This window comes from Micromonospora sp. WMMD1155, assembly GCF_029581275.1.
In the GTDB taxonomy this organism is placed as follows: Bacteria; Actinomycetota; Actinomycetes; order Mycobacteriales; family Micromonosporaceae; genus Micromonospora.
Genome location: NZ_CP120742.1, coordinates 6822285 through 6843796, shown reverse-complemented (window position 1 = coordinate 6843796; position 21512 = coordinate 6822285). Strand labels below are relative to the sequence as shown.

20 protein-coding genes and 2 riboswitches are annotated in these 21512 nt (G+C 70.6%); of the genes, 9 read left to right on the top strand and 11 right to left on the bottom strand.

From position 1 onward, the window contains the following. Nucleotides 1-60: 60 nt before the first annotated feature. Genes O7617_RS31375 through O7617_RS31365 form a run of 3 tightly spaced genes read right to left on the bottom strand, consistent with a single transcriptional unit; the run spans nt 61 to nt 1609 of the window. A complete protein-coding gene (locus O7617_RS31375) occupies nt 61-645 on the bottom strand; it encodes a histidine phosphatase family protein (RefSeq protein WP_282260104.1) in 585 nt (194 codons plus the stop codon). After that, nucleotides 642-1415 carry a CbtA family protein gene (locus O7617_RS31370; protein WP_282260102.1) on the bottom strand — a complete coding sequence of 258 codons (774 nt, stop codon included), beginning with the start codon at nt 1413-1415 and terminating at the stop codon, nt 642-644. Before O7617_RS31370 ends, O7617_RS31375 begins: the two co-directional genes overlap by 4 nt. After that, nucleotides 1406-1609 (bottom strand): CbtB-domain containing protein, encoded by a 204-nt coding sequence (locus O7617_RS31365; protein WP_282260101.1) that lies wholly within the window; start codon nt 1607-1609, stop codon nt 1406-1408. The genes O7617_RS31370 and O7617_RS31365 overlap by 10 nt, the downstream gene beginning before the upstream one ends. Nucleotides 1610-1667: 58 nt before the next feature. Next, a riboswitch (cobalamin riboswitch) is annotated at nt 1668-1747 on the bottom strand. Nucleotides 1748-1966: 219 nt separating this feature from the next. On the opposite strand from O7617_RS31365, the gene O7617_RS31360 reads away from it, so the two are divergent. The 5 genes from O7617_RS31360 (at nt 1967) to O7617_RS31340 (ending at nt 7394) form a co-directional block, all read left to right on the top strand. Further along, the gene (locus O7617_RS31360) at nt 1967-2950 is read left to right on the top strand and encodes an amidohydrolase family protein (RefSeq protein WP_282260100.1); all 984 of its coding nucleotides are present in this window, start codon (nt 1967-1969) and stop codon (nt 2948-2950) included. Between the two features lie 486 nt (nt 2951-3436). Further along, entirely contained in the window at nt 3437-4444 is a 1008-nt protein-coding gene (locus O7617_RS31355; RefSeq protein ID WP_282260099.1) for an ABC transporter permease, read from the top strand. Nucleotides 4445-4484: 40 nt separating this feature from the next. Further along, nucleotides 4485-5537 (top strand): ABC transporter substrate-binding protein, encoded by a 1053-nt coding sequence (locus tag O7617_RS31350; RefSeq protein WP_282260098.1) that lies wholly within the window; start codon nt 4485-4487, stop codon nt 5535-5537. Further along, nucleotides 5537-6355, top strand: coding sequence for an ATP-binding cassette domain-containing protein (locus tag O7617_RS31345; RefSeq protein ID WP_282260097.1), 819 nt, complete (start codon nt 5537-5539; stop codon nt 6353-6355). Before O7617_RS31350 ends, O7617_RS31345 begins: the two co-directional genes overlap by 1 nt. A 61-nt stretch (nt 6356-6416) precedes the next feature. After that, a complete protein-coding gene (locus O7617_RS31340) occupies nt 6417-7394 on the top strand; it encodes an aldo/keto reductase (protein WP_282260096.1) in 978 nt (325 codons plus the stop codon). Nucleotides 7395-7404: 10 nt separating this feature from the next. Here the strand turns inward: O7617_RS31340 and O7617_RS31335 are convergent, their stop codons facing one another. Continuing rightward, nucleotides 7405-8130, bottom strand: coding sequence for a FadR/GntR family transcriptional regulator (locus O7617_RS31335; protein WP_282260095.1), 726 nt, complete (start codon nt 8128-8130; stop codon nt 7405-7407). A 7-nt stretch (nt 8131-8137) separates the two neighbouring features. Next, complete coding sequence (locus O7617_RS31330) at nt 8138-9532, bottom strand: enolase C-terminal domain-like protein (RefSeq protein WP_282260094.1); 1395 nt, start codon at nt 9530-9532, stop codon at nt 8138-8140. Nucleotides 9533-10143: 611 nt separating this feature from the next. Further along, nucleotides 10144-10358: riboswitch (cobalamin riboswitch) on the top strand. Nucleotides 10359-10547: 189 nt separating this feature from the next. Between O7617_RS31330 and O7617_RS31325 the strand changes: the two genes are divergently transcribed. Then, nucleotides 10548-12881: a ribonucleoside-diphosphate reductase subunit alpha gene (locus tag O7617_RS31325; RefSeq protein WP_282264927.1), complete on the top strand. Its 2334-nt coding sequence runs from the start codon at nt 10548-10550 to the stop codon at nt 12879-12881. A gap of 47 nt (nt 12882-12928) precedes the next feature. Next, on the top strand, nt 12929-13924 hold the full coding sequence (locus O7617_RS31320) for a ribonucleotide-diphosphate reductase subunit beta (RefSeq protein ID WP_282264926.1): 996 nt from the start codon (nt 12929-12931) through the stop codon (nt 13922-13924). Here the strand turns inward: O7617_RS31320 and O7617_RS31315 are convergent. Next, nucleotides 13921-14835, bottom strand: a complete 915-nt coding sequence (locus O7617_RS31315; protein WP_282260093.1) for a MerR family transcriptional regulator — start codon at nt 14833-14835, stop codon at nt 13921-13923. The two genes, O7617_RS31320 and O7617_RS31315, sit on opposite strands and share 4 nt — an antisense overlap. Nucleotides 14836-14953: 118 nt before the next feature. Here O7617_RS31315 and eno point away from each other — a divergent pair, with 118 nt between their 5' ends. Together eno and O7617_RS31305 are read left to right on the top strand one after the other, a co-directional pair. Further along, entirely contained in the window at nt 14954-16219 is a 1266-nt protein-coding gene (gene eno, locus O7617_RS31310; RefSeq protein ID WP_282260092.1) for a phosphopyruvate hydratase, read from the top strand. Nucleotides 16220-16451: 232 nt separating this feature from the next. Beyond that, nucleotides 16452-16949, top strand: coding sequence for a GNAT family N-acetyltransferase (locus O7617_RS31305; RefSeq protein ID WP_282260091.1), 498 nt, complete (start codon nt 16452-16454; stop codon nt 16947-16949). A gap of 131 nt (nt 16950-17080) precedes the next feature. On the opposite strand, the gene O7617_RS31300 is transcribed toward O7617_RS31305, so the two are convergent. The 5 genes from O7617_RS31300 to O7617_RS31280 all read right to left on the bottom strand — a co-directional run bounded on the left by O7617_RS31300 (nt 17081) and on the right by O7617_RS31280 (nt 21504). Then, nucleotides 17081-17272, bottom strand: a complete 192-nt coding sequence (locus O7617_RS31300; RefSeq protein WP_282260090.1) for a hypothetical protein — start codon at nt 17270-17272, stop codon at nt 17081-17083. Nucleotides 17273-17863: 591 nt separating this feature from the next. Then, complete coding sequence (locus O7617_RS31295) at nt 17864-18214, bottom strand: TraR/DksA C4-type zinc finger protein (protein ID WP_282260088.1); 351 nt, start codon at nt 18212-18214, stop codon at nt 17864-17866. Between the two features lie 61 nt (nt 18215-18275). After that, on the bottom strand, nt 18276-19493 hold the full coding sequence (locus O7617_RS31290; protein ID WP_282260087.1) for a ferritin-like domain-containing protein: 1218 nt from the start codon (nt 19491-19493) through the stop codon (nt 18276-18278). Beyond that, nucleotides 19490-20335 carry a PhnD/SsuA/transferrin family substrate-binding protein gene (locus tag O7617_RS31285; RefSeq protein ID WP_282260086.1) on the bottom strand — a complete coding sequence of 282 codons (846 nt, stop codon included), beginning with the start codon at nt 20333-20335 and terminating at the stop codon, nt 19490-19492. The genes O7617_RS31290 and O7617_RS31285 overlap by 4 nt, the downstream gene beginning before the upstream one ends. Continuing rightward, nucleotides 20335-21504, bottom strand: a complete 1170-nt coding sequence (locus O7617_RS31280; protein ID WP_282260085.1) for an acyl-CoA dehydrogenase family protein — start codon at nt 21502-21504, stop codon at nt 20335-20337. Before O7617_RS31280 ends, O7617_RS31285 begins: the two co-directional genes overlap by 1 nt. Between the last annotated feature and the right edge of the window lie 8 nt (nt 21505-21512).

Here is a 21512-nt window from a genome sequence, read left to right as displayed (position 1 = left end):
TAGCAGCGACGATCGTGGGCGGGCCGGAAGAACGGCCCGCCCACGATCGTTTCGGCGTGATCAGCCTGCCGGTGGGCTCAGTCGGAGATGCCACCGCGCCCCACGGCCGGTGAGCCGAACCACCGCCAGCGGCTCGACGTCCACCTGCCGGTACGTCGGCAACGGCAGGTCCAGGGCGTGCACGACCGCAACCCGGATCACCAGCGGGTGCGCGATCGCGGTGATCCGCCGCTCGGCGCCTCGTTGCCCGTCCAACCAGCGACCGACCCGGTCCCGCACCGCGGCGACGGACTCGCCGCCGTGTGGAGCGGACTCCGGTTCGGACATCCACTCGTGCAGCGCGTGCGGCTGCTCGACGGCGATCTCCTCGATCGACCGCCCGGCCCAGTCGCCGTGGTCACAGTCCGCCAACGCCGCTTCGAGGCGGGGCGACAGCTCGAGTGCCTCGGCGGTCTGGACGGCCGCCACCGCCGGACTGCACACGCAGACGTCGTCGACGCCCGGGAACGACCGTCGAGCCTGCGCCTGGGCGAGGGCGGCACGCCGGCCACCCTCGTCCAAGCCCTCGCCGGACCCACCGAAGTGGGCCCGGCGAAGGGCGGTGGTGTGCGCGTGGGCGACCAGCCGGAGGCTGGTCGCCGTCACGCGCTGGAGGGTGTTGCCGCGATCCGGCGACGCCGCTCGTGGTGCATCAGGGCCGCGAACAGCAGTCCGATCCCGGTCCAGAGCACCACCTGGGTGCCGAGGGAGGCCAGCCGGAAGTCCCACAGCAGCGTCGCGGGGAAGTCGGCGGGGACCTCCTGGAACGACGGAAGCACCACGTAGGACACCACGCTGACCAGCAGGAATCCGCCGACGCCCGCAGCGGCGCGCTGCCACAGCGGTGCCTGGGCCCCCACCGATCGGTAGCCCAGCGAGCCCGCCCACACGGCGACCAGACCGAGCACCACCATCAGCAGGTAGGTCACGGTGCGTTGGTTGATGGTGGCCGGGTCGCCGACCGCCGGCGGGTTCGCCGGGTACTTGAGGAACGGCACGAGCACCGCGCCGAGCAGCGCCGCGCCGGCCAGCAGCAAACCCGACCGTCCGTCGTCGTGGATCCGCCGACGGCGCGCCAGCACGACGTACGCGGTGGCCAGCAGGCCACCCATCGCGGCACCGAACAGGCCGGTGGCCAGGAACAGGCCGCCGCGCTGGCCGGTGCGGCCGACCAGGGCATCCTCGTGATCGTGTGCGTCGGCCCCCGGCTCGGCATGCGCCGACGCCGCCTCCTCGATCGCGATGGCCGCCTCGACGTGCGGCTCACCGACGACATAGGCGAACGCCCCGGCGATCAGGCCGGCGATCAGGCCGGCGAGCAGACCACGGACGAGAACGGTGACGAACGAGGGGGCGGCGGTGGCCGTCAGTGGCACGGAACACCCAGCAGGTGCCGGCCGTCGTGCATCAGCTCGTGCAGGTACATGCCACTGCGCGACACCGCACCCTGGTCGAAGGCGACGAGGTAGGCCAGCAGGGCGAGAGCGACGACGGTCGCCATCACCATCCACAGCAGACGCGTGGTGCCGGCGGGATTCACCAACGGCTGACTGGACGTGGAACTGGACATGTGATCACGAACCTCCCCGGGGATGACGCGTCCCCATCGCAAGGCTGCGGACGACCGAGCGTCCTGGCTCGCGGCCCACACGTGAGGTGGGGGAACCGCTTACAGTGGCGCGACCGCGCCGGAATCACACCGGCTTCCCTCGCGTCGCCGCAGATAGTGGGTCGACGGTATCCGTGCCGCCTCAGGCGGTCAACCCGGCCCTGGCACCGCCGCGCCCACCGGCGGACGAGCCGATGAGTGGCGTGAACGTCGGGCGGAGCGGAACCACGACCGTTCTCGCTCCAGTCGGGAGCGTGCCGACGGAGTTCCCGCTGATGGGCGCGTTCTGCCGCCGGCTGCCAGCCTGTTACCGCTAACATGGTCACCCTGCCGGAACGGCTCTGTGGCACCGGGTCGAACCGGACGTTCGACCAGGTGCCGAGCGGGGTGTGGGGTGGACGTGAGCGCGCCGGGGCGGGGCCGGTGACGACCGGTGCGGCCGTGCGGCGGCCGGGGATCGTCGACGCGCACCATCACCTCTGGGTGCGGGCCCGGCATCCGCAACCCTGGATCGACCCGCACACCATGGCGACCATCGACGACGACTTCACCCCGGTCGATCTCGGCCCGGCCACCCGCGCCGCCGGAGTCACGCGGACCGTCGTCGTGCAGTCCGTCGCCGCCCGGTCGGAGACGCCCGAGTTGCTGGGGATCGCGGCCGACGACCCGCTCATCGCCGGGGTGGTCGGGTGGGTCGACCTCACCGGAGGTGATGTCGCCGAGCGCTTGGAACGGCTCCGGGCGGCACGGGGCGGGGAGCGGCTCGTCGGGATCCGTCATCTGGTCCAGTCCGAGCCGGACCCGGCATATCTCGACCGCCCCGACGTCCGGCGGGGCATCGCCGCGGTCGGTGCCGCCGGTCTCGCCTTCGACCTGCTCGTCCGGCGGCATCAGTTGCCGGCGGCCACCCGGCTCGTCCGCGACCTGCCGCAGGTCCGGTTCGTCCTGGACCACCTCGGCAAGCCGGCGCTCGGCAGCGGAGGGCTCGGTGACTGGCCCCGGGACCTGTGGGAGCTGGCCGCCGAGCCCAACACGACGGCGAAGCTCTCCGGCCTGGTGACCGAGGTGAGGGGCGGCTCCTGGACGCCGGCGGACCTGCGGCCGGCCGTCGAGCACGCGCTCGACGTGTTCGGCCCGAGCCGGCTGATGTTCGGCTCGGACTGGCCGGTGTGCCTGCTCGTCACCTCGTACACCCGCTGGGTCAGGGTCCTCGGTGACCTGCTGGACCCACTGACCGACGACGAGCGCGCGGCGATCTGGCGAGGGACGGCGTCCCGGGAGTACCGGCTCGCGGCGTCGTGACCCGGCCGGGGGGCGATGGGTTGACCGGCCGGCTGGTCGACGGAGAAAGAGGTGCCCGCGAACGCCACCGGGCATAGCATGTTATCGATAACATGCTGGCGATGATCTTCCGGATCGAGCCGGAGGGTCGCCCGAAGGGTGCGGGGTGCGCATGGTCGGCGGGGCGGACGTTTCGATCCTTTGTGGACCGTCACTGGTCGACAGTCGCGTGCCGCTCGGCCGCAGTTGTGGCGAGTTGATCAGACGTATGAACCTGACGTCTCGGGTAACGATGTCAAAACATGGTTGTAAGACCTTGGCAACGCGCGTGAGTGCATGGCATGGTAACGGCTGATCAAGGGAAACATCTGATCTATCGTCACGGTGCGGCAGGTCCACGCCAAGCCCTCTCCTCCGCGGGGAGGCTCGGCCGCTCATAGGTGCTCGGCACGACGGCGGGTCCTCCGTCGAGTGCCGGCCCCACGCTTGGGGAGGTCAGGTCCGACGATGAGTACCGTCGAGGCATCCGCCGGCACGCAGCGCGGCGAGTTCGGGGACTGGCTCCGGGAGCGGATCTCCCACGCCGTCTCCGAATTCACCGCCGCCACCGCGTTGGTCGTCCTGTTCGTCGCGTTGACCTTCGCGAGTCCCTACTTCCTGACGGCGGACAACCTCTTCAACATCGGGGCGCAGACGGCGGTCATCGCCATCATCGCCACGGCGCAGACGATGGTCATCATCACCAAGGGCATCGACCTGTCCGTCGGGTCGGTGGCCGCGCTGGCCGGAGTGCTGGGCGCGATGGTCGTCCGCGACCTCGGCTTCTCCCTGTGGGCCGCGACGGCGGTGGCGATCGGCGTCGGCGCGCTGGCCGGGCTGTTGAACGGCCTGCTGGTGACGGCAGCCCGGATTCCGCCGTTCATCGCGACGCTGGGGACGATGTCCGTCGGGCGTGGTCTGGTCTTCATCATCACCGGCGCGGTCGGCGTCTACGGCCTGCCCCGGTCGTTCCAGCTGCTGGGCAACGGGGAGATCATCGGCATCCCGTTCGCCGTCGTGATCACCGTCCTGGTCGCCGTCGGGGTCGCCTTCCTGCTCTCCCAGACCCGCTTCGGCCAGTACACCTACGCGATGGGCTCCAACCTGGAGGCCGCGCGTCGCTCCGGCATCCGGGTCGGCCGTCACCTGACCGGGGTGTACGTGTTGGCGGGTGTGCTGGTCGGGCTCGGCGGCATGATCGCCGCCTCCCGGGTCAACTCCGGCCAGCCGAACTACGGGATCTCGCTGGAACTCGACGTCATCGCCGCCGCGGTCATCGGCGGAGCCAGCCTGTTCGGGGGCCAGGGCCGCATCGTCGGGACGATCATCGGCGCCTTCCTCATCGCCCTGGTGCGTAACGGGGCCGTCCTGCTCGACATCAGCATCCATTACCAGCAGGTGATCGTCGGCCTGATCATCTGGGCCGCCGTCTACTTCGACCAGTACCGCCGCCGGCGGCTGGAATCGCGGGGTTGACATGCCATTCCACGAGTCCGAACGAGGAAGGACACCCACCATGGCACACACCACCACCAGTCGACCGGCGCGCACGCGTCTCCTTCGTGCACAGGCCGTCGTGGCCGCGGTCGCGGCCACCGCTCTGCTCAGCGCCTGCGGCGGCGTCGAGGTCCGGGACGGCGGAGACGGCGCGACCAAGGACGCGAGCGGGCCGTTGAAGCTCGCCGTCGTACCGAAGGCCGTCGGCGCCGACTACTGGAACACGGTGAAGGCGGGCGCGGAGTGCGCCGCGCAGCGCGCCGGGGACGTCACCGTCCAGTGGGACGGGGTGACCACCGAGACCGACGTCGAGGGCCAGGTCAACCTGATCCAGAACTTCGTCACCAAGAAGGTCGACGGCATCGTCTACGCGGCGACCGACTCCAGCGCCCTGGCGCCGGCCACCGACCAGGCGCTGGCCGCCAAGATCCCGGTCGCGATGATCGACTCCGGCACCAGCCCGCAACCGTCGAGCGTGCCGCTCTTCGCCACCGACAACCGCGCGTCGGCGACCGAGGCGGCGAAGCTGCTCGCCAAGGAGTTGGGCCCCGGCAACCACGACGTGGCCCTGGTCGAGTTCCAGCCCGGATCGCAGACCAACACCGAGCGGGTCGACGGCTTCAAGGCCGGCCTCGCCCAGTTCCCCAACCTGAAGCTGGTCGGCCAACAGCCGAGCAAGAGCGACGTCAACGAGGCGCGGCGGGTCACCGAGAACATCCTCACCGCCAACCCCAACCTCAAGGGCATCTTCGCGGCCAACGAGCCGAGCGTGCTCGGTGCCGCCCAGGCCATCCAGGCGGCGGGTAAGTCGGGCAAGGTGGTCATCATCGGGTGGGACGCCGCCCCGGACGAGGTGGCCGGGCTGCGCAGCGGTCAGATCTCGGCGCTGGTCGTGCAGAACCCGTTCAAGATGGGCTACTTCGGCGTCGACAAGATGGTCAAGCACCTGCGGGACAAGGCGCCACTCGCGTCGGCCGACACCGGCGTCACGTTCGTCACCAAGGAGAACATCGACTCGGCGGAGATCAAGGCGGTGCTCGAGCCCAGCTGCGCCAACCCGCCGGTGCAGTGATGGGAACGACTCCGACGGCAACCGCCGACACCGACGAACTGTCGCCCGCCGGGGAACCGCCGGTCCTGGAAGCGCGTGGCATCGTCAAGCGGTTCGGACACGTCGAGGCGTTGCGGGGTGCGGACTTCACCGTCCACCGAGGTGAGGTCGTCGCGCTGATCGGCGACAACGGCGCGGGGAAGAGCACCCTGATCAAGACGCTCTCCGGTGTGCATCCTCCGGACGAGGGCGAGATCCGGGTGAGCGGTCGCCCGGTGCAGTTCTCGACCCCGGTCGACGCCCGCCGCGCGGGGGTGGAGACCGTCTACCAGGATCTCGCCGTCGCCGACGACCTCAGCGTGGCCGCCAACCTGTATCTCGGGAGGGAGATCCTGCGCTCCGGACCGCTCGGTCGGCTGGGTCTGCTGGACAAGCGCGCCATGCGGCAGGGCGCCGCCGCGGCACTGGACGAACTCGGTGTGCGGATCCCACGGGTCACCACCCCGATCGCCATGTTGTCCGGGGGGCAACGGCAGTGCGTCGCGGTGGCCCGGGCCATCATCTGGGCGACGAACGTGGTCATCCTCGACGAACCCACCGCAGCCCTCGGTGTGGTCCAGACCGGGCGCGTTCTCGACGTCGTCCGACGCGCCCGTGACGCCGGTATGTCGGTGGTGCTGGTGAGCCACAACATGCCGCAGGTGCTCGACATCGCCGACCGGGTCGAGGTGCTGCGCCTCGGCCGCCGCGCGGCCCAGCTCCGCGCGGACGAGGTCACCACCGACGACCTGGTCGCGGCGATGACCGGCAGCACCAGCGCGGATCGGGACGAGCGGTGACGGCGGGCGTCCCGGCCGACGGCGACGGCGGGCACGGCCGATGACCGGTCCCCTCGCTCGGATGACGACAGTGGCCGCCGCCCGCCCGTCGCTGCGGCTCAGTCCACTGGGCTTCGGCGCCTCGCAGGGCGGCAACCTCTTCCGGAGGACGTCGGACGAGGATTTCGCCGCCGCCGTCGACACCGCGTGGGCCGGGGGCGTCCGATACTTCGACACCGCGCCGCACTACGGGCTCGGCCTGTCCGAACGGCGTCTGGGAGCCGCCCTCCGCTCCCGCCCCCGTGCCGAGTACGTGGTGTCCACGAAAGTCGGTCGGCTGCTCGTGCCGTCGCCGGAGACCGCGCACCGGCGTGACCCGGAGGGATTCGACGTGCCCGCCGACCACCGACGGGTGTGGGACTTCAGCCGCGACGGCGTACACCGCTCGGTGGAGGCGAGCCTTCGACGCACCGGCCTGGACCGGATCGACGTGGTGTACCTGCACGACCCGGACGACCATTGGGAGCAGGCCGCGTACGAGGCGGTGCCGGCGTTGGTGGAGTTGCGCGAGCAGGGCGTGATCGGCGCGATCGGCGCGGGCATGAACCAGTCGGCCATGCTGGCCCGCTTCGTCACGGAGACCGACGTGGACGTGGTGATGTGCGCCGGCCGGTACACACTGCTGGAGCAGGGCGCGTTGACCGACCTGTTGCCCGCCGCGCAGGCCCGCCGCGTCGGGGTGGTGATCGCCGGGGTCTACAACTCCGGGCTGCTGGCCCGGGACCTGCCACCGAGCGACGCCGCCTACGACTACCGGCAGGCGCCGGTCGAGGTGATCGGTCAGGCCCGGCGGATAGCGCGGGTCTGCCAGACGTACGGAGTCACGCTGCCCGAGGCGGCGTTGGCGTTCGTCCGTCGGCACCCGGCCGTCGTCTCGACCGTGGTCGGCGTGCGTGACGCGGTCCAGGCGACCGAGACCCTGCGTCGCTTCGACACCGACGTCCCGGACCAGCTCTGGGCGGCACTGTACGAGGCGGGGCTGCTCGACGTGCAGCCCTGAGGGTCAGCGGTCAGGATCGCGGCGTCTCGGTCGTGGTCGCCTCACCGTCGTCGGGCAGCCCCTGCAACGACTCCTCCACACCGATCAGGTGGTTCGCCATCCGGGTGCGGGCCCGCTCCGGGTCACGCGCCACCAGGGCCTTCAGGATCGCCACGTGTTCGTCGTGGGTACGCCGGTCCGCGCCCTCCTCGTGCAGGCTCCGCCAGAGCCGCCCGCGGATGGTGCGACCGGCGAACGCCTCGATCAGGCCGACGAGCACCGGATTCTCGGCGTGCACGGCGATGATCCGGTGGAAGGCGATGTCGATCTCGAGGATGCGTTCGTGGTCCTGCGGTGACTGGCCGACCATCCGGGCCGCCTCATCGAGGAGTTCCCCCGCCTGGGCGAGGGCCTCGTCGGTGATCCTGGTCGCGGCCAACCGGGCCGCCTCACACTCCAGCAGCCGCCGGACGGTGTGGATGTGCCGTGGGTCGCCCTGACCCTGGAAGTCGACCACGAAGCCCATCGGGGCCAGCAGTTGCGGTGCGTCGAGGTTGGTGACGTAGGTGCCGTCACCCTGACGGATGTTGACGATGCCGAGGATCGACAGCGCCGACATCCCCTCGCGCAGGGAGCCGCGCGAGACGCCGAGCGACTCCGCGAGGTCCTTCTCGATCGGCAGACGGTCCCCGGGCTTGAACTTGCCGTCCAGGATCATCCGCTTGATGCCGTTCACCACTTCGTCAGTGCGAGACATGACCCCCCTAGCGGCCGGCGGATGTGGCCGTCCCACCCGCGATCACGTACGGCTCCGGAGATGACACGGTAGTCGGGTCCGCCGCCGCCCAGTAGTGGCCGTCGGGAAAGCGGTAGAGCGCGATCGATTCGGGGCGCATCCGGGTGGAGTAGCCGGGCTGGTCGGGCAGGACGTAGCCGCTGCCCGAGCCGGTGTCACTGATGACGCACGGGTCGGTGAAGTGCTCGTGCAGGTGGTCGACGAACTCGGTGACCCGGTTGGTGAGATCTCCCGAGACCGCGACGTAGTCGAGCACCGACACGTGTTGGACCATCTCGCACAGCCCGACGCCCCCGGCGTGTGGGCAGACCGGTACGTCGAACTTCGCGGCGAGGAGCAGCACGGCGACGATCTCGTTGATGCTGGCCAGCCGGCCGGTGTCCAACTGGCAGAAGTCGATGGCCCCGGCCTGGAAGAGCTGCTTGAACATCACCCGGTTGTGGCAGTGCTCGCCGGTGGCGACGCCGATCGGGGCGACGGCCCGGCGGACGGCCGCGTGGCCGAGGATGTCGTCCGGGCTGGTCGGCTCCTCGATCCAGAGCGGCTTGAACCGGGCGAGGGCGGTGACCCACTCGATGGCCTGACCGACGTCCCACACCTGGTTGGCGTCGATCATCAGGTTGCGGTCCGGGCCGAGGATCTCCCGGGCGATCGCGCACCGGCGGATGTCGTCGTCGAGGTTGGCGCCCACCTTGAGCTTGACGTAGCCGTAGCCGCTGTCGACCGCTTCCTGACACAGCCGGCGCAGCTTGTCGTCGCCGTAGCCGAGCCACCCGGCCGAGGTGGTGTAGGCGGGGTAGCCGGTCCGGACCAACTGGGCGAGGCGGTCGGTCTTGGTGCTCTCCTTGGCCCGCAGGATGGCCAGTGCCTCGTCCCGGGTCAGCGCGTCGGACAGGTAGCGCAGGTCCGCGATGTCGACGAGTTGTTCGGGGGACATGTCCACCAGGAGCCGCCACAGCGGCTTGCCGGCGAGCCGGGCGACCAGGTCCCACGAGGCGTTCAGCACGGCCGCGAGCGACAGGTGGACGACGCCCTTCTCGGGACCGAGCCACCGCATCTGCGAGTCGGACGTGAGGAGGCGGTAGACCGCCCCCATGTCGGCCGCCATCGTCGCCACGTCCAGGCCGACGAGGAGCTGTGCCTGGTGGACCGCCGCGGCGGCGACGATGTCGTTGCCCCGACCGATGGTGAAGGTCAGGCCGTGGCCCGCGAGCGGCGCGCCCACGCTGTCGGTGCCGTCGGTGTGCAGGACGACGTAGGCCGCCGAGTAGTCGCCGTCCTTGTTCATGGCGTCTGACCCGTCAGCGGTCAGGGAGGTGGGGAAGCGGACGTCCTCGACGGTGACGGCAGTGATCTGCGGCATGCGCTCCTCGCCCGACTAGGCAAAAGATCAGATGATCATTCGGAGTATACGGAGGCTGGATCAGGCGCGTCAACGACGGCGATCACCCGGTCGGTACAGACATCCAATGTTTCTCGTCGATGGTGACCGGCGGGTAATCGGCCGTTCGCGGGTGCCGCGTTCGGATCCCGGACGACCGCCAAGATGGCGCCGAGGCCCTCGCAGCGGGCCGAGCGTCCGCGTTCGACCCCTACTTTCGAGGATTTCGGCGCAGCTCAAGGGCTTACGTTGTTCGAACTGAACCGTCGGCCGGTGATGCGTGTCGGGTCGCGAACGGCCGCCCGTCAACCGGATCGAGGGCAAGAATCGGCGGTCGAGCGGTGTTCTTGAAGATTGGATGTTCGCCTCGGTTGAGCGTATCGACGGTGGATTATGAGCAAGGTTCCTTACATCTGGATCCTGCATACATCGCATCTTTGTGAATCGCGGTCGTCGTACTGCGGGGGTCGTCGGCATTCGGGCCCGTCTGGGGCCGGGCGGCCGGGCCGCGCTCGGGTGACGGTCGTCACCGCCTCCGTCGCCGACACGCCGACACCGACATGTGGGGTGTGACAACCGCTGGGTCCCTATATATGGTGTCGAGCGCAGCTGGTTCGGCCGCTCATCCGGAGCGGTCGAGGCAAGAGGGAACCCGGTGGAAATCCGGGACTGTCCCGCAGCGGTGAGTGGGAACGACAGCCGTCATCAGCACTGGGCCACACGGTCTGGGAAGCGACGGCCGGTAGGAGACCGGCGAGCCCGGTCGTGCCCACGAGTCCGAAGACCTGCCAGCGCGCCGCGTACCCGGACCCGGGTGTGCGGCGGTCCGAGGCCGCGTGGGACGGCTGACGCCACCTGACCCACGCCGCCGGTGTGGCGTCCGTCGGTGTCTGTCTCCGCGCGTTCGGGCCCCCAGGTCTCGAACTCCGAGGAGCGAGTGGTGACAGTCACCGAGGTAGTCCCGGCCAGTGCCGACGCGGCCCAGCGGCGGACGCCGATGCAGGTCCGCAAGCGCGACGGCGGCACCGAACCCGTGGACGTGAACAAGATCGTCCGAGCGGTCGAGCGGTGGGCCGACGACCTGACCGACGTCGACCCGATGCGGGTGGCCACCCGTACCATCAGCGGCCTCTACGACGGCGCGACCACCGCGGAACTGGACCGGCTCTCCATCCAGACGGCGGCCGAGATGATCGGTGAGGAGCCGCAGTACTCACGCCTCGCGGCGCGGCTGCTCGCCGGGTACGTCGACAAGGAGGTGCGTCGACAGGGCATCACCTCGTTCAGCGCGGCGATCCGGGTCGGGCACGCCGAGGGTCTGATCGGTGACGACACCGCCGCGTTCGTCGCCGCGCACGCCGCGGTGCTCGACGAGGCCGTCGACCCGGACGGCGACCGGCGGTTCGAGTACTTCGGGCTGCGCACGGTGTACGACAGGTACCTGCTGCGCCACCCCACCAGCCGACTCGTGCTGGAGACCCCGCAGTACTGGCTGCTGCGGGTGGCCTGTGGCCTGTCCCGTACGCCGGACGAGGCGGTCGGCTTCTACCGGCTGATGTCCAGCCTGGCCTACCTGCCCAGCTCGCCGACCCTGTTCAACTCCGGCACCCGGCACACCCAGATGTCCTCCTGCTACCTGGTCGACTCACCGCTGGACGAGTTGGACTCGATCTACTCGCGCTACGCCCAGGTCGCCAACCTGTCCAAGTTCGCCGGTGGCATCGGCATCGCGTACTCCCGGGTCCGGTCCCGGGGCGCCCTGATCCGGGGCACCAACGGGCAGTCCAACGGGATCGTGCCGTGGCTGCGCACGCTGGACGCGAGCGTCGCGGCGGTCAACCAGGGCGGCCGGCGCAAGGGCGCGGCGTGCGTCTACCTGGAGCCGTGGCACCCGGACGTCGAGGAGTTCCTGCACCTGCGGGACAACACCGGCGAGGACGCCCGCCGCACCCACAACCTGAACCTGGCCAACTGGGTGCCCGACGAGTTCATGCGCCGGGTCGAGGCCGACGAGATGTGGTCGCTGTTCGACCCGCACGAGGTGCCCGAACTGCCCGACCTGTGGGGGGAGCGGTTCGACGCCGCGTACCGCGAGGCCGAGGCGCAGGGCCGCTACGTCCGGCAGGTCCCGGCGCGGGAGTTGTACGGGAAGATGATGCGGACCCTGGCCCAGACCGGCAACGGGTGGATGACCTTCAAGGACGCGTCGAACCGGCTGTGCAACCAGACCGCCGAACCGGGCAACGTCGTGCACCTGTCCAACCTCTGCACCGAGATCGTCGAGGTGTCCAGCGACGCCGAGACCGCCGTGTGCAACCTCGGCTCGGTGAACCTCGCCGCCCACCTCGCCGACGGTGGCATCGACTGGGAGCGGCTGCGCGCCACGGTCCGTACCGCGGTGACCTTCCTCGACCGGGTCATCGACATCAACTACTACCCGACCGCGCAGGCGGCGGCGAGCAACCCCCGCTGGCGGCCCGTCGGGCTCGGGCTGATGGGCCTGCAGGACGTCTTCTTCGCGCTGCGGCTGCCGTTCGACTCGCCGGCCGCGCGGGAGCTGTCCACCCGGGTCAGCGAGGAGTTGTACCTGACCGCGCTGGAGACCTCCGCCGACCTGGCCCGCCGGGTCGGTGCGCACCCGGCGTACCCGCAGACCCGGGCCGCGCGGGGCGACCTGCAACCGGACCTGTGGGGCGTCGAGGGTACGCAGACCGCCCGGTGGGACGCGCTGCGGGAGCAGGTCGCGGCGCACGGGCTGCGTAACTCGCTGCTCGTGGCCGTCGCCCCGACCGCGACCATCGCCTCGATCGCCGGGTGCTACGAGTGCATCGAGCCGCAGGTGTCCAACCTGTTCAAGCGCGAGACGCTGTCCGGGGAGTTCCTCCAGGTCAACACCGCTCTGGTCCGCGAGCTGAAGGCCCGTGGTCTGTGGACCGACCGGATCCGGTCGGCGATCAAGCGGGCCGAGGGGTCGGTGCAGGACATCGCCGAGCTGCCGGTCGGCGTCCGGGAGTTGTTCCGCACCGCGTGGGAGCTGCCGCAGCGGGCGCTGATCGACCTCGCCGCCGCCCGTGCCCCGTTCATCGACCAGTCGCAGTCGCTGAACCTGTTCCTGGCCGCGCCGACCATCGGCAAGCTCTCCTCGATGTACCTGTACGCCTGGAAGGCCGGGCTGAAGACCACCTACTACCTGCGCTCGCGCCCCGCGACGCGGATCCAGCAGGCCACCGTCAGCACCGTCGCGCCCGTGGCCGTCGCGCCCGTCGCGCTCGACGCGGAGGCGCTGGCCTGCTCGCTGGAGAACCCCGAGTCGTGCGAGGCCTGCCAGTGACCGTCGCCGACGCCACCGCCACCACCGCCGAGACGAGGACCACGCACATGCTGCTCGACCCCGGGATGGACCTCACCCTCCGCCCGATGCGCTACCCGCACTTCTTCGACCGGTTCCGCGACGCCATCCGCAACACCTGGACGGTCGAGGAGGTCGATCTGCACGCCGACCTCACCGACCTGGACAAGCTGTCGCCGGCCGAGCGGCACCTGGTCAGCCGCCTGGTGGCGTTCTTCGCCACCGGGGACACGATCGTCGCGAACAACCTGGTGCTCAACCTGTACCAGCACGTCAACAGCCCCGAGGGTCGCCTCTACCTGTCCCGGCAACTGTTCGAGGAGGCCGTGCACGTCCAGTTCTATCTCAACCTGCTCGACACGTACGTGCCCGACGAGACCGAGCGGTTCGAGGCCTTCGCCGCGATCGAGAACATCCCCTCGATCCGCCGCAAGGCCGAGTTCTGCTTCCGCTGGATCGACTCCCTGGGCGACCTGCGGGAGCTGCGCTCGCGCGAGGACCGGCGGGCGTTCCTGCTCAACCTGATCTGCTTCGCCGCCTGCATCGAGGGGCTGTTCTTCTACGGCGCGTTCGCGTACGTCTACTTCCTGCGCTCCCGTGGCCTGCTGCACGGGCTCGCCTCCGGCACCAACTGGGTGTTCCGCGACGAGTCCATGCACATGGCGTTCGCGTTCGACGTCGTGGACACCGTCCGCGCCGAGGAGCCGGACCTGTTCGACGACGACCTCGCCGACCAGGTGCGGCAGATGCTCACCGAGGCCGTCGAGTGCGAGGTGCAGTTCGCCGAGGACCTGTTGGGCCAGGGCGTGCCCGGCCTGACCCTGGCCGACATGCGGGAGTACCTCCAGCACGTCGCCGACCGTCGCCTCGCCCAGCTCGGCATCGCCCCGCACTACGGGTCGGGCAACCCGTTCGCCTTCATGGAGTTGCAGGACGTGCAGGAGCTGTCCAACTTCTTCGAGCGGCGGGTGTCCGCGTACCAGGTCGGGGTGACCGGCACCGTCGCCTTCGACGACGACTTCTAGGCGGCGACCGATCCGGGGGCCCGGCGTCGCTTGGTGAGCCATCGCATCACGTGCAGGGGGTGCGACGCCGGGTCCGGAATCGGGTGGAAGACGTGCTCCACCACCCCATCGGCGACGATCAGGGTCAACCGCTCGTAGAGCGTCATGTCACCAGCGGTGCGGGTCGGCAGCCGCAGCGCGGTGGCGAGGGTCAGCCTCGGGTCGGGGATCAGCGGGTAGGGCAGCCGCAACCGGTACGCCAGTTCCCGCTGGTACCCGGTCGACTGCGCGGACAGGCCGTACACCCGGGCGGCGCCGGCCGCGCGGAGTTCCGCGTGGTGGTCGCGGAACCACGCGGCCTGCTCGGTGCTGCCCCGGGCGCCGTGGACCTCCAACAGCCCGTTGGGCAGGTCGACGCCCGGCCGCCCGGTCAGTGGGTACACGAAGATGACGGTGCGTCCGCCGCCGAGAGCGCCGAGGTCGACCGGGCGGCCGTCGGTGCCGTAGAAGGACAGGGACGGCAGGCTGGTGCCGACCAGCGCGGCGGGGTCGCCCCCGGCCTCGCCACCGCCGGGTACGACCTGGGTCGCGGCGGCGTCCAGGCGCGCGTCCAGCGCGTCCCGCTGGGCGGTCAGCCTGCCGATCCGTTCCTGGAGGTTGGTGATGGTGCTGCGGTAGGTCGCCACCGCCGCCGCACACACGTCGGTGTCGTCGGCGCCACCGGCGATCGACTCGACGAACGGGCGGGTCTCCTCGACGGTGAGGCCGAGTGCCATCAGCTCGCGGATCTGCGCCACCAGCCGCACCGCGATCGGGTCGTACTCGCGGTAGCCGTTGCCGAGCCGCCTCGGCACGACCAGCCCGGCCGACTCGTAGTACCGCAATGCCCGGACCGTCGTCCCGGTCCGTCGTGCCAGCTCACCAACCCGCATCCCGCGACCCTAAACCCGGACCCTGGGGTACGGGTCAACGTGTCCATCGTCGCGGTGCCGGGACCGTCGTTTCCTGCCAGTCTGGCGGTGAAAAGGCAGTGTGACCAGGGAGTGTGTGATGACGGCAATCAATCGGGTGCGTGCTCGGCAGATCCTCGACAGCCGGGGCAACCCGACGGTGGAGGCCGACGTGGAACTCCGCGACGGCTCGATCGGCCGGGCGGCCGTACCGTCCGGCGCGTCGACTGGGGCGAACGAGGCGGTCGAGCTGCGCGACGGGGATCCCGCCCGCTTCCACGGCAGGGGCGTCACGACGGCGGTCGCCGCCGTCAACGGCGAGATCGCCGACGCGGTGCTCGGGCTCGACGCCGAGGATCAGGCGCTGGTCGACGAGACGATGATCGAACTCGACGGTTCGAAGGACAAGAGCCGATTGGGCGCCAACGCGATCCTCGCGGTGTCCCTGGCGACAGCGAAGGCAGCGGCGGCGGCTCACCGGCAGCCGCTCTACCGCTACGTCGGCGGCGTCGGTGCCCGCCTGCTGCCGGTGCCGATGATGAACATCATCAACGGCGGTGCGCACGCCGACAACCCGCTCGACTTCCAGGAGTTCATGATCGCCCCGGTCGGGGCACGGACCTTCGCCGAGGCGGTCCGGGTCGGCTCGGAGGTCTTCCACACCCTGAAGGCGTCCCTGGCCGCTGCCGGTCACCAGACCAACGTGGGCGACGAGGGCGGGTTCGCGCCGCACTTCTCCACCGCCGACGAGGCGCTGCGCTTCGTGGTGCGCGCCGTCGAGGACGCCGGCTACCAGCCCGGGACCGAGGTGGCGATCTGCCTCGACCCGGCCAGCTCGGAGTTCTACCGCGACGGCGTCTACGACTACGTCGGCGAGGGACGTCGGCGCAGCGTCGAGGAGCACATCGACCACCTGGTGGACCTGGCTGCCCGGTACCCGATCACCTCGATCGAGGACCCGATGGCCGAGGACGACATCCCCGGCTGGCAGCGGCTGACGGCGCTGGCGGGGGAGCGGGTGCAGTTGGTCGGCGACGACGTCTTCTGCACCGACGTCGACCGGCTGCGCGACGGCATCGAGGGCGGATACGCCAACGCGATCCTGGTCAAGGTCAACCAGATCGGCACCCTCACCGAGACCCTGGCGACCGTCGATGCCGCCCACAAGGCGGGGTACCGGGTGGTGATGTCGCACCGCTCCGGCGAGACCGAGGACACCACGATCGCCGACCTGGCCGTGGGCGTAGGCTGCGGCCAGATCAAGACCGGCTCGCTGTCGCGTTCGGACCGTACGGCCAAGTACAACCAGCTCATCCGCATCGAGGAGGAGCTCGGCGACCGCGCCGTCTATGCCGGGAGTCGGTAAGGCACCATGCCGCACCCGGCGGCCGTCGGTGATCGTCGGTCATCGTCGTGGGGGCGGATGCGGTGGTGAGCGGTATACCTCAGAGTCATATTCATTCCTCTGAGGTATACCGCTCACCAGCACATCGACATGGCGGCCAGCCAAAGCCCCTGGCGACCGCGCTTCGCTGCGCCTCCGATCAACGGTGCGGTCTGGACCGGGCCGGGCCTGGAATGGAAGGGGACACCCGCAGATGAGTGACATCACCACTCGTGCCATGACCGTCGCCGACGCCCCCCGGGTCCTGACGATCTACCAGGCCGGCCTCGACGCCGGCAACGCCAGCTTCGAGGTCACCGCGCCGACCTGGGCGGCGTTCGACGTCGCCCGTCTGACCGCGCACCGGTTCGTGGCCGTCGACCGCATCGGCACGGTCCTCGGCTGGGTCGCCGCCTCGCCGACCTCCACCCGGGAGGTGTACGCCGGTGTGGTCGAACACTCCGTCTACGTGGACCCGGCCGCCCAGGGCCGTGGTGCCGGGCGACTGCTGCTGGACGCGCTGGTCAGTTCCACCGAGGCGGCCGGCATCTGGACGATCCAGTCCGGGATCTTCCCGGAGAACGCCGCCAGTCTGGCGCTCCACCAGCGGGCCGGGTTCCGGTTGGTCGGCGTACGCGAGCGGGTTGGTCGTCACCACGGACGCTGGCGTGACGTGGTCCTGCTGGAGCGGCGCAGCCCCGTCATTACTTGAGGAGACGTATTGGCTGAGTGTGGATGGCGGCGCGCTGCGCCTCGATCCCGTCTGTCGGATCGTCAGGGCGCTGCGGTTCCTCTTGAACTGCCGGAGGTAGGTAATCGTGGTCCGCTCAGCAGCCCCGGGCGTCAGTCCTCGTCGGTCGGAGCGGGTCGGTTCTTGGCGATCCAAGCCCGGACGGCCTTGCCCTCCCAGACTCGGCCCATGCTCAAGGTGGCGAGGGGATCAGGGAAGCCCTTGCGGCCAACGATGATCGTGGCGCGCTGCTTGCTGATCCCGCCAAGCAGGTCGCGGATCTCATCCAGTCCAAGCAACTCCACGGCCTGACGCTATGGTCCATGGGGAGTGCCTATAGGTAAACCGGGTCGTTAAACCCCCACAGGGGTGGCCTTAAGACAACTCCTGTGGTGCCGTAGGTGCATGACGCGACGGGTTGCGTACGCCGAGTATCTGCTCGCCGTCGCCCTGACCTTGGCCCGCAGGCATCAGCCGGTGTGGTCGTGGATCAGGTGGCGGAACGTCTGCAAGTGCGGAAACGCGCTGCCCTGTCGGGCCAGGCACAAGATCCCGATCAGTCGGGGGCACTGGCCAGGTGAGAGCTGATGACCGCGCACAGGCCGGTACTCCCGTTGTGGCTGTGCGAGGCGTGCGAACGCGCGTGGCCCTGTGCCACAGGGCGCGTGGAGTTGCTGGGGGAGTACGCCACGACGCCGTTGGCTCTCCGGATCTACATGACATCGCATCTGGCGGCGGCTACGCAGGACATGTCCTGGGCTCCCTTCGACGCCGTGTACCGCAGGTTCCTCGGGTGGTTGGCATGAAGGCCGGTGACCTGCTGATCGTGGGGCGAGCAGCCAGTGTTCAGTTCAATCGCCCCATCAGGTTCCGGGTCATTCGTCAGCTCGACTGGGTCACCTATTGGCGCAGGCGACGCAGGTACGCGCCGACGGGCGGGCGGCCAGCCGCTCGGCGGGAATGGGACGGCGGCACCGTTCGCACACGCCGTAGCTGCCGTCGTCGACCCGGTGCAGTGCGACGTCCAACTCGGCGAGGCGTCGGCGGGCCGCGTCGAGGACCGCGGTGAGCTGTGCGCGTTCGAAGGCGATGGTGGCGCCCTCGGGGTCGTGCTCGTCGTCGGCGTTCGACGCCCGGGACGCTTCGAAGAGGTTGCGCAGGTCGCCGTCGAGGGCGGTGACCTGCGCCTCGGTCTGCTGGCGCAGCCGCTGCAGTTCCTCGCGGATCGCGTCGGTGTTCCGGTCCATGGTCGCTCCACGGTACTGCCGAATGACCGTGGTCACAGTGTTTGCATTCCGAGACGACCGCCTACATGAAGTTGCGCGTGTGCAGGGCCGACAGCGCGGCAGCCTCGTCGGGCCGGAAACCCAGGCGCACCAGTCTGCGCTGGCGGCCCTGGTCCATCGCCCGTTGCAGGGCCTGCACGCGGTCGAAGCCGGCGGACACGTCGTCGGGATGCCAACCGCCAGCGGCGAGCACCACGAGCGCGTCGAAGACGTCCGCGTTGAGGCCGGCGGTGTCGGCGAGCGCGTCGTGGCGACGGTGGATAGCCGCCCGCAGCCGGTCGCGCAGCAGCGGGTCGAGCCGTGCCTGATGCTCCAGGTGGGCCATGCCGAACACCACGTGTCGACGCTCGTCCTGCACGGCGAGCCAGCAGATCCGGCGCGTCACCTCATCCGGCGCGAATTGGTGCAGGAACGAGAGCAGGTCGACGAAGCTGCCCTCGCCGAGCACGGAGAGCAGGAACGAGGCCAACGCGAAGTCGGACTCCGCGACGAGGGTGAACAGCGACTGCCGACCGCCCGCCGACGACGTACCCAACTCGGCGCCGCGCAGCAGCGCCCGCCGCCCGAACACGTTCATGTGCCGGGCCTCGTCGGCCATCTGCACGGCGAGGAGCTGCACCACCTCGCGGAAGTGCGGGTGGATCCGCCCGACGAACCGGGCCGGCACGACGAGCGCGGCCTGCTCGTTCTCGACCAGGTAGGTCATCACCTGCACCACGGCGGCCTCGACGTCGGACGGCAGGTCGAACGGGTCGTCCCAGGGCACCGCGGTCTGCGGGTCCCACTGCCGCGCCGCCGCCTGCGCGTAGAGGTGCGGGGCGATGTCGGCCCACACCAGGTCGCGGTCGTCCAGGTCGAAGCGGGCCTCGGGGCCGCCTGCTTCGAGCAGCGCGCCCCGGACACCGAGCCCCCACCGTGCCGGCGGGCGACTGCTGAGCGTCGTCGGTAGAGCCGGCCCGGCCCGCTCCGCGCCGAACCAGCGGTCGTCGTCCGCCGTGCCTCGCACGATCACCGCGACCAGGCCGCTCCGGTCACCCGGACCGGGCGCCTCGACCCGGTGGCCCCGGCCACGGCACCAGGCGGGCAGGTGCACCGGCACCGCCGGGTCGCCCCCGAGGACAGCCAGCCGACCGCCGGGCGGCAACCGGGCCAGGGCACGCTGCACCAGCAGGTGCGCCCCCCGGCCGAAACCCAACTCGCCGAGGTGGACCTCGGCGTCGGCGGCCGGTGCCGCGTTCACGGCCGGTAGTCCGGGGCCGTCACCCGCCCGTCCGGGGAGTAGAAGCCGGTGGCGTCGACAGCTGCGGCCAGGGAGTCGTACCCCGTGGTCCGACCGTCCTTCCAGGCCGTCAGCCCCTCCAGGTCGAGCAGCGGACGCACCTGCGGATCGGCGTACGACATGCCGAGCAGCAACGTGCCGAAGAGCCGGACCCCGGCGGACTCCGGCTCGCGGACGGTCATGTTGCAGTGGTCGTACGGTGTGGTCTGCGCGACGATCCGGGTGCCGTCCGGCGGCAGGGTGCCCTCCTGAACGAACGCCAGGTGGTTCGCGTCGATCATGCAGGCGGCGTCGACAGACCCGCCGACCAGGGCGCGGGCTGCGTCGCGCTCACCGCCGACGTGGTCGCCGTGCAGGCCGACGCCGACATCGAAGCGGCGTACGTCGACAGCGACCCCGGCCGCCGCGAGGTGGCCCAGCGGGATCAACGTCGCCTGGGGGCTGTCCACCGCTCCGACCGCGACCGTCAGCCCGGCCAGGTCGGCGACCGTGCGCACGGGTGAGTCGGCCCGGACCACCACGACCGAGGTGAGCTCCTGGTCGGTGTCGCGCATCGTCAGCGCGCGCACCCTCGTGCCGTTGGCGAGCGCCAGTCGCTCGGCGCGCAGCCAGGCCAGGGGAGAGTTCCATGCCGCGTCGATCCGCCCGGCGACGAGATCCTCGACCTGCCGCTCGTAGTGCGAGTAGAGGACGAAGTCGAAGTCCAGGCCGCGTCCGCGCAGCCAGGCGCGGAAGCCCTCCCAGATGGTCACCACCTTGGGGTCGTACGCGACCGCACCCATCAGGACACTGGGCGCCGGCATCAGCGGTTCGCCTCGTCGAGCAGTGGCAGACCGGTGGCGACCCGACCGACGAAGTCGAGCAGCGCGTCGGTCGTGGGCGCCATCACCCGGGCGGCGCGCGAGTCCCGGAAACGACGTTCGAGGCCCAGCTCCCTGCGGAACGCGCTGCCGCCGCAGAGCTGCATCGCGCCGTCGGTCACCTCGGCGACAGTCTCCCCGGCGAGCGCCTTGACCTGCAGCACCCGCAGCATCGCGTCGGCGCGGCCGGTCTCCAGGGCGGTGAGGGTGTCGCCCAGGAAGGCGCGCAACGCGTCGGTGCGGATCATCAGTCGGGCGAAGTCCCGGCGGGTGACCGGCGCGTCGCGCAGCGCGGCGCCGGTGTGCGCGAGCGTGGTCGCGGTGAGGTGCCGACCCGCCTCGGCGACCGCGCTGTCGGCGAGACCGAGGCAGAACGCGGCGTTGAGCACCAGGAACCAGGGCAGGACAGCGCCGAGGGCGGTGTCGAGCCCCGCGCCGTCGGCCGCCATCATCGCCGTCGACGGGACCAGTAGCCCGTCGGCGGTCATCGGCCGGGAGCCGTTGCCGCGCAGGCCGAGCCCGTCGAAGCCCCCGCTCACGGTCAGGCCGGCGCTGTCGGCCTCCACGAGCCACAGCGTCATCGGACCGGCGTCGCCGGAGAGCGGGAGGCTCGACCAGACGTAGCTGGTGGCCTCGCCGGCCGACGTGACCCAGCTCTTACGTGCGTCGAGGCGGACGCTGCCGTCGTCGGTGCGGGTCGCGGTGCCGGTCGGCGACCAGAAGTGGCTGCGCGACCCGTACTCGGAGAAGGCCAGCGTGGTGAGGTGGCGGCCGGTCGCGATGGCCGCGCGGACGTCGCGCGGGCCGTGCGCCTCGATCACGGCGGTCGCCGCGTAGTGCATGAGCACCACCATCGCGGTGGAGCCACACTCGGCGGCCAGCCGCTCGACGACCCCGGCGATCGTCCGCATGCCGTGGCCGCCGCCGCCGACCTCGGGAGAGGAGGCCTGACCGAGCAGGCCCGCTGCGCCGAGGGCGTCGACGCCCTCCCGAGGGAAGACACCCTCCCGGTCGATCGACGCCGCCTGCGGCCGGATCACCTCGTCGATGACGGTGCCGAGCGCTTCGGTGACATCGGCGGTGGATTGATGACTGTCGACGGTGGACGTCATTGGCGCCC

Excerpts from the sequence above, each read along its gene's own strand:
- O7617_RS31365 (WP_282260101.1), bottom strand. The coding sequence starts at position 1,609 with ATGTCCAGTTCCACGTCCAGTCAGCCGTTGGTGAATCCCGCCGGCACC.
- O7617_RS31360 (WP_282260100.1), top strand. The coding sequence starts at position 1,967 with ATGGTCACCCTGCCGGAACGGCTCTGTGGCACCGGGTCGAACCGGACG.
- O7617_RS31355 (WP_282260099.1), top strand. The coding sequence starts at position 3,437 with ATGAGTACCGTCGAGGCATCCGCCGGCACGCAGCGCGGCGAGTTCGGG.
- O7617_RS31350 (WP_282260098.1), top strand. The coding sequence starts at position 4,485 with ATGGCACACACCACCACCAGTCGACCGGCGCGCACGCGTCTCCTTCGT.
- O7617_RS31345 (WP_282260097.1), top strand. The coding sequence starts at position 5,537 with ATGGGAACGACTCCGACGGCAACCGCCGACACCGACGAACTGTCGCCC.
- O7617_RS31340 (WP_282260096.1), top strand. The coding sequence starts at position 6,417 with ATGACGACAGTGGCCGCCGCCCGCCCGTCGCTGCGGCTCAGTCCACTG.
- O7617_RS31335 (WP_282260095.1), bottom strand. The coding sequence starts at position 8,130 with ATGTCTCGCACTGACGAAGTGGTGAACGGCATCAAGCGGATGATCCTG.
- O7617_RS31330 (WP_282260094.1), bottom strand. The coding sequence starts at position 9,532 with ATGCCGCAGATCACTGCCGTCACCGTCGAGGACGTCCGCTTCCCCACC.
- O7617_RS31325 (WP_282264927.1), top strand. The coding sequence starts at position 10,548 with ATGCAGGTCCGCAAGCGCGACGGCGGCACCGAACCCGTGGACGTGAAC.
- O7617_RS31320 (WP_282264926.1), top strand. The coding sequence starts at position 12,929 with ATGCTGCTCGACCCCGGGATGGACCTCACCCTCCGCCCGATGCGCTAC.
- O7617_RS31315 (WP_282260093.1), bottom strand. The coding sequence starts at position 14,835 with ATGCGGGTTGGTGAGCTGGCACGACGGACCGGGACGACGGTCCGGGCA.
- eno (WP_282260092.1), top strand. The coding sequence starts at position 14,954 with ATGACGGCAATCAATCGGGTGCGTGCTCGGCAGATCCTCGACAGCCGG.
- O7617_RS31305 (WP_282260091.1), top strand. The coding sequence starts at position 16,452 with ATGAGTGACATCACCACTCGTGCCATGACCGTCGCCGACGCCCCCCGG.
- O7617_RS31295 (WP_282260088.1), bottom strand. The coding sequence starts at position 18,214 with ATGGACCGGAACACCGACGCGATCCGCGAGGAACTGCAGCGGCTGCGC.
- O7617_RS31285 (WP_282260086.1), bottom strand. The coding sequence starts at position 20,335 with ATGCCGGCGCCCAGTGTCCTGATGGGTGCGGTCGCGTACGACCCCAAG.
- O7617_RS31280 (WP_282260085.1), bottom strand. The coding sequence starts at position 21,504 with ATGACGTCCACCGTCGACAGTCATCAATCCACCGCCGATGTCACCGAA.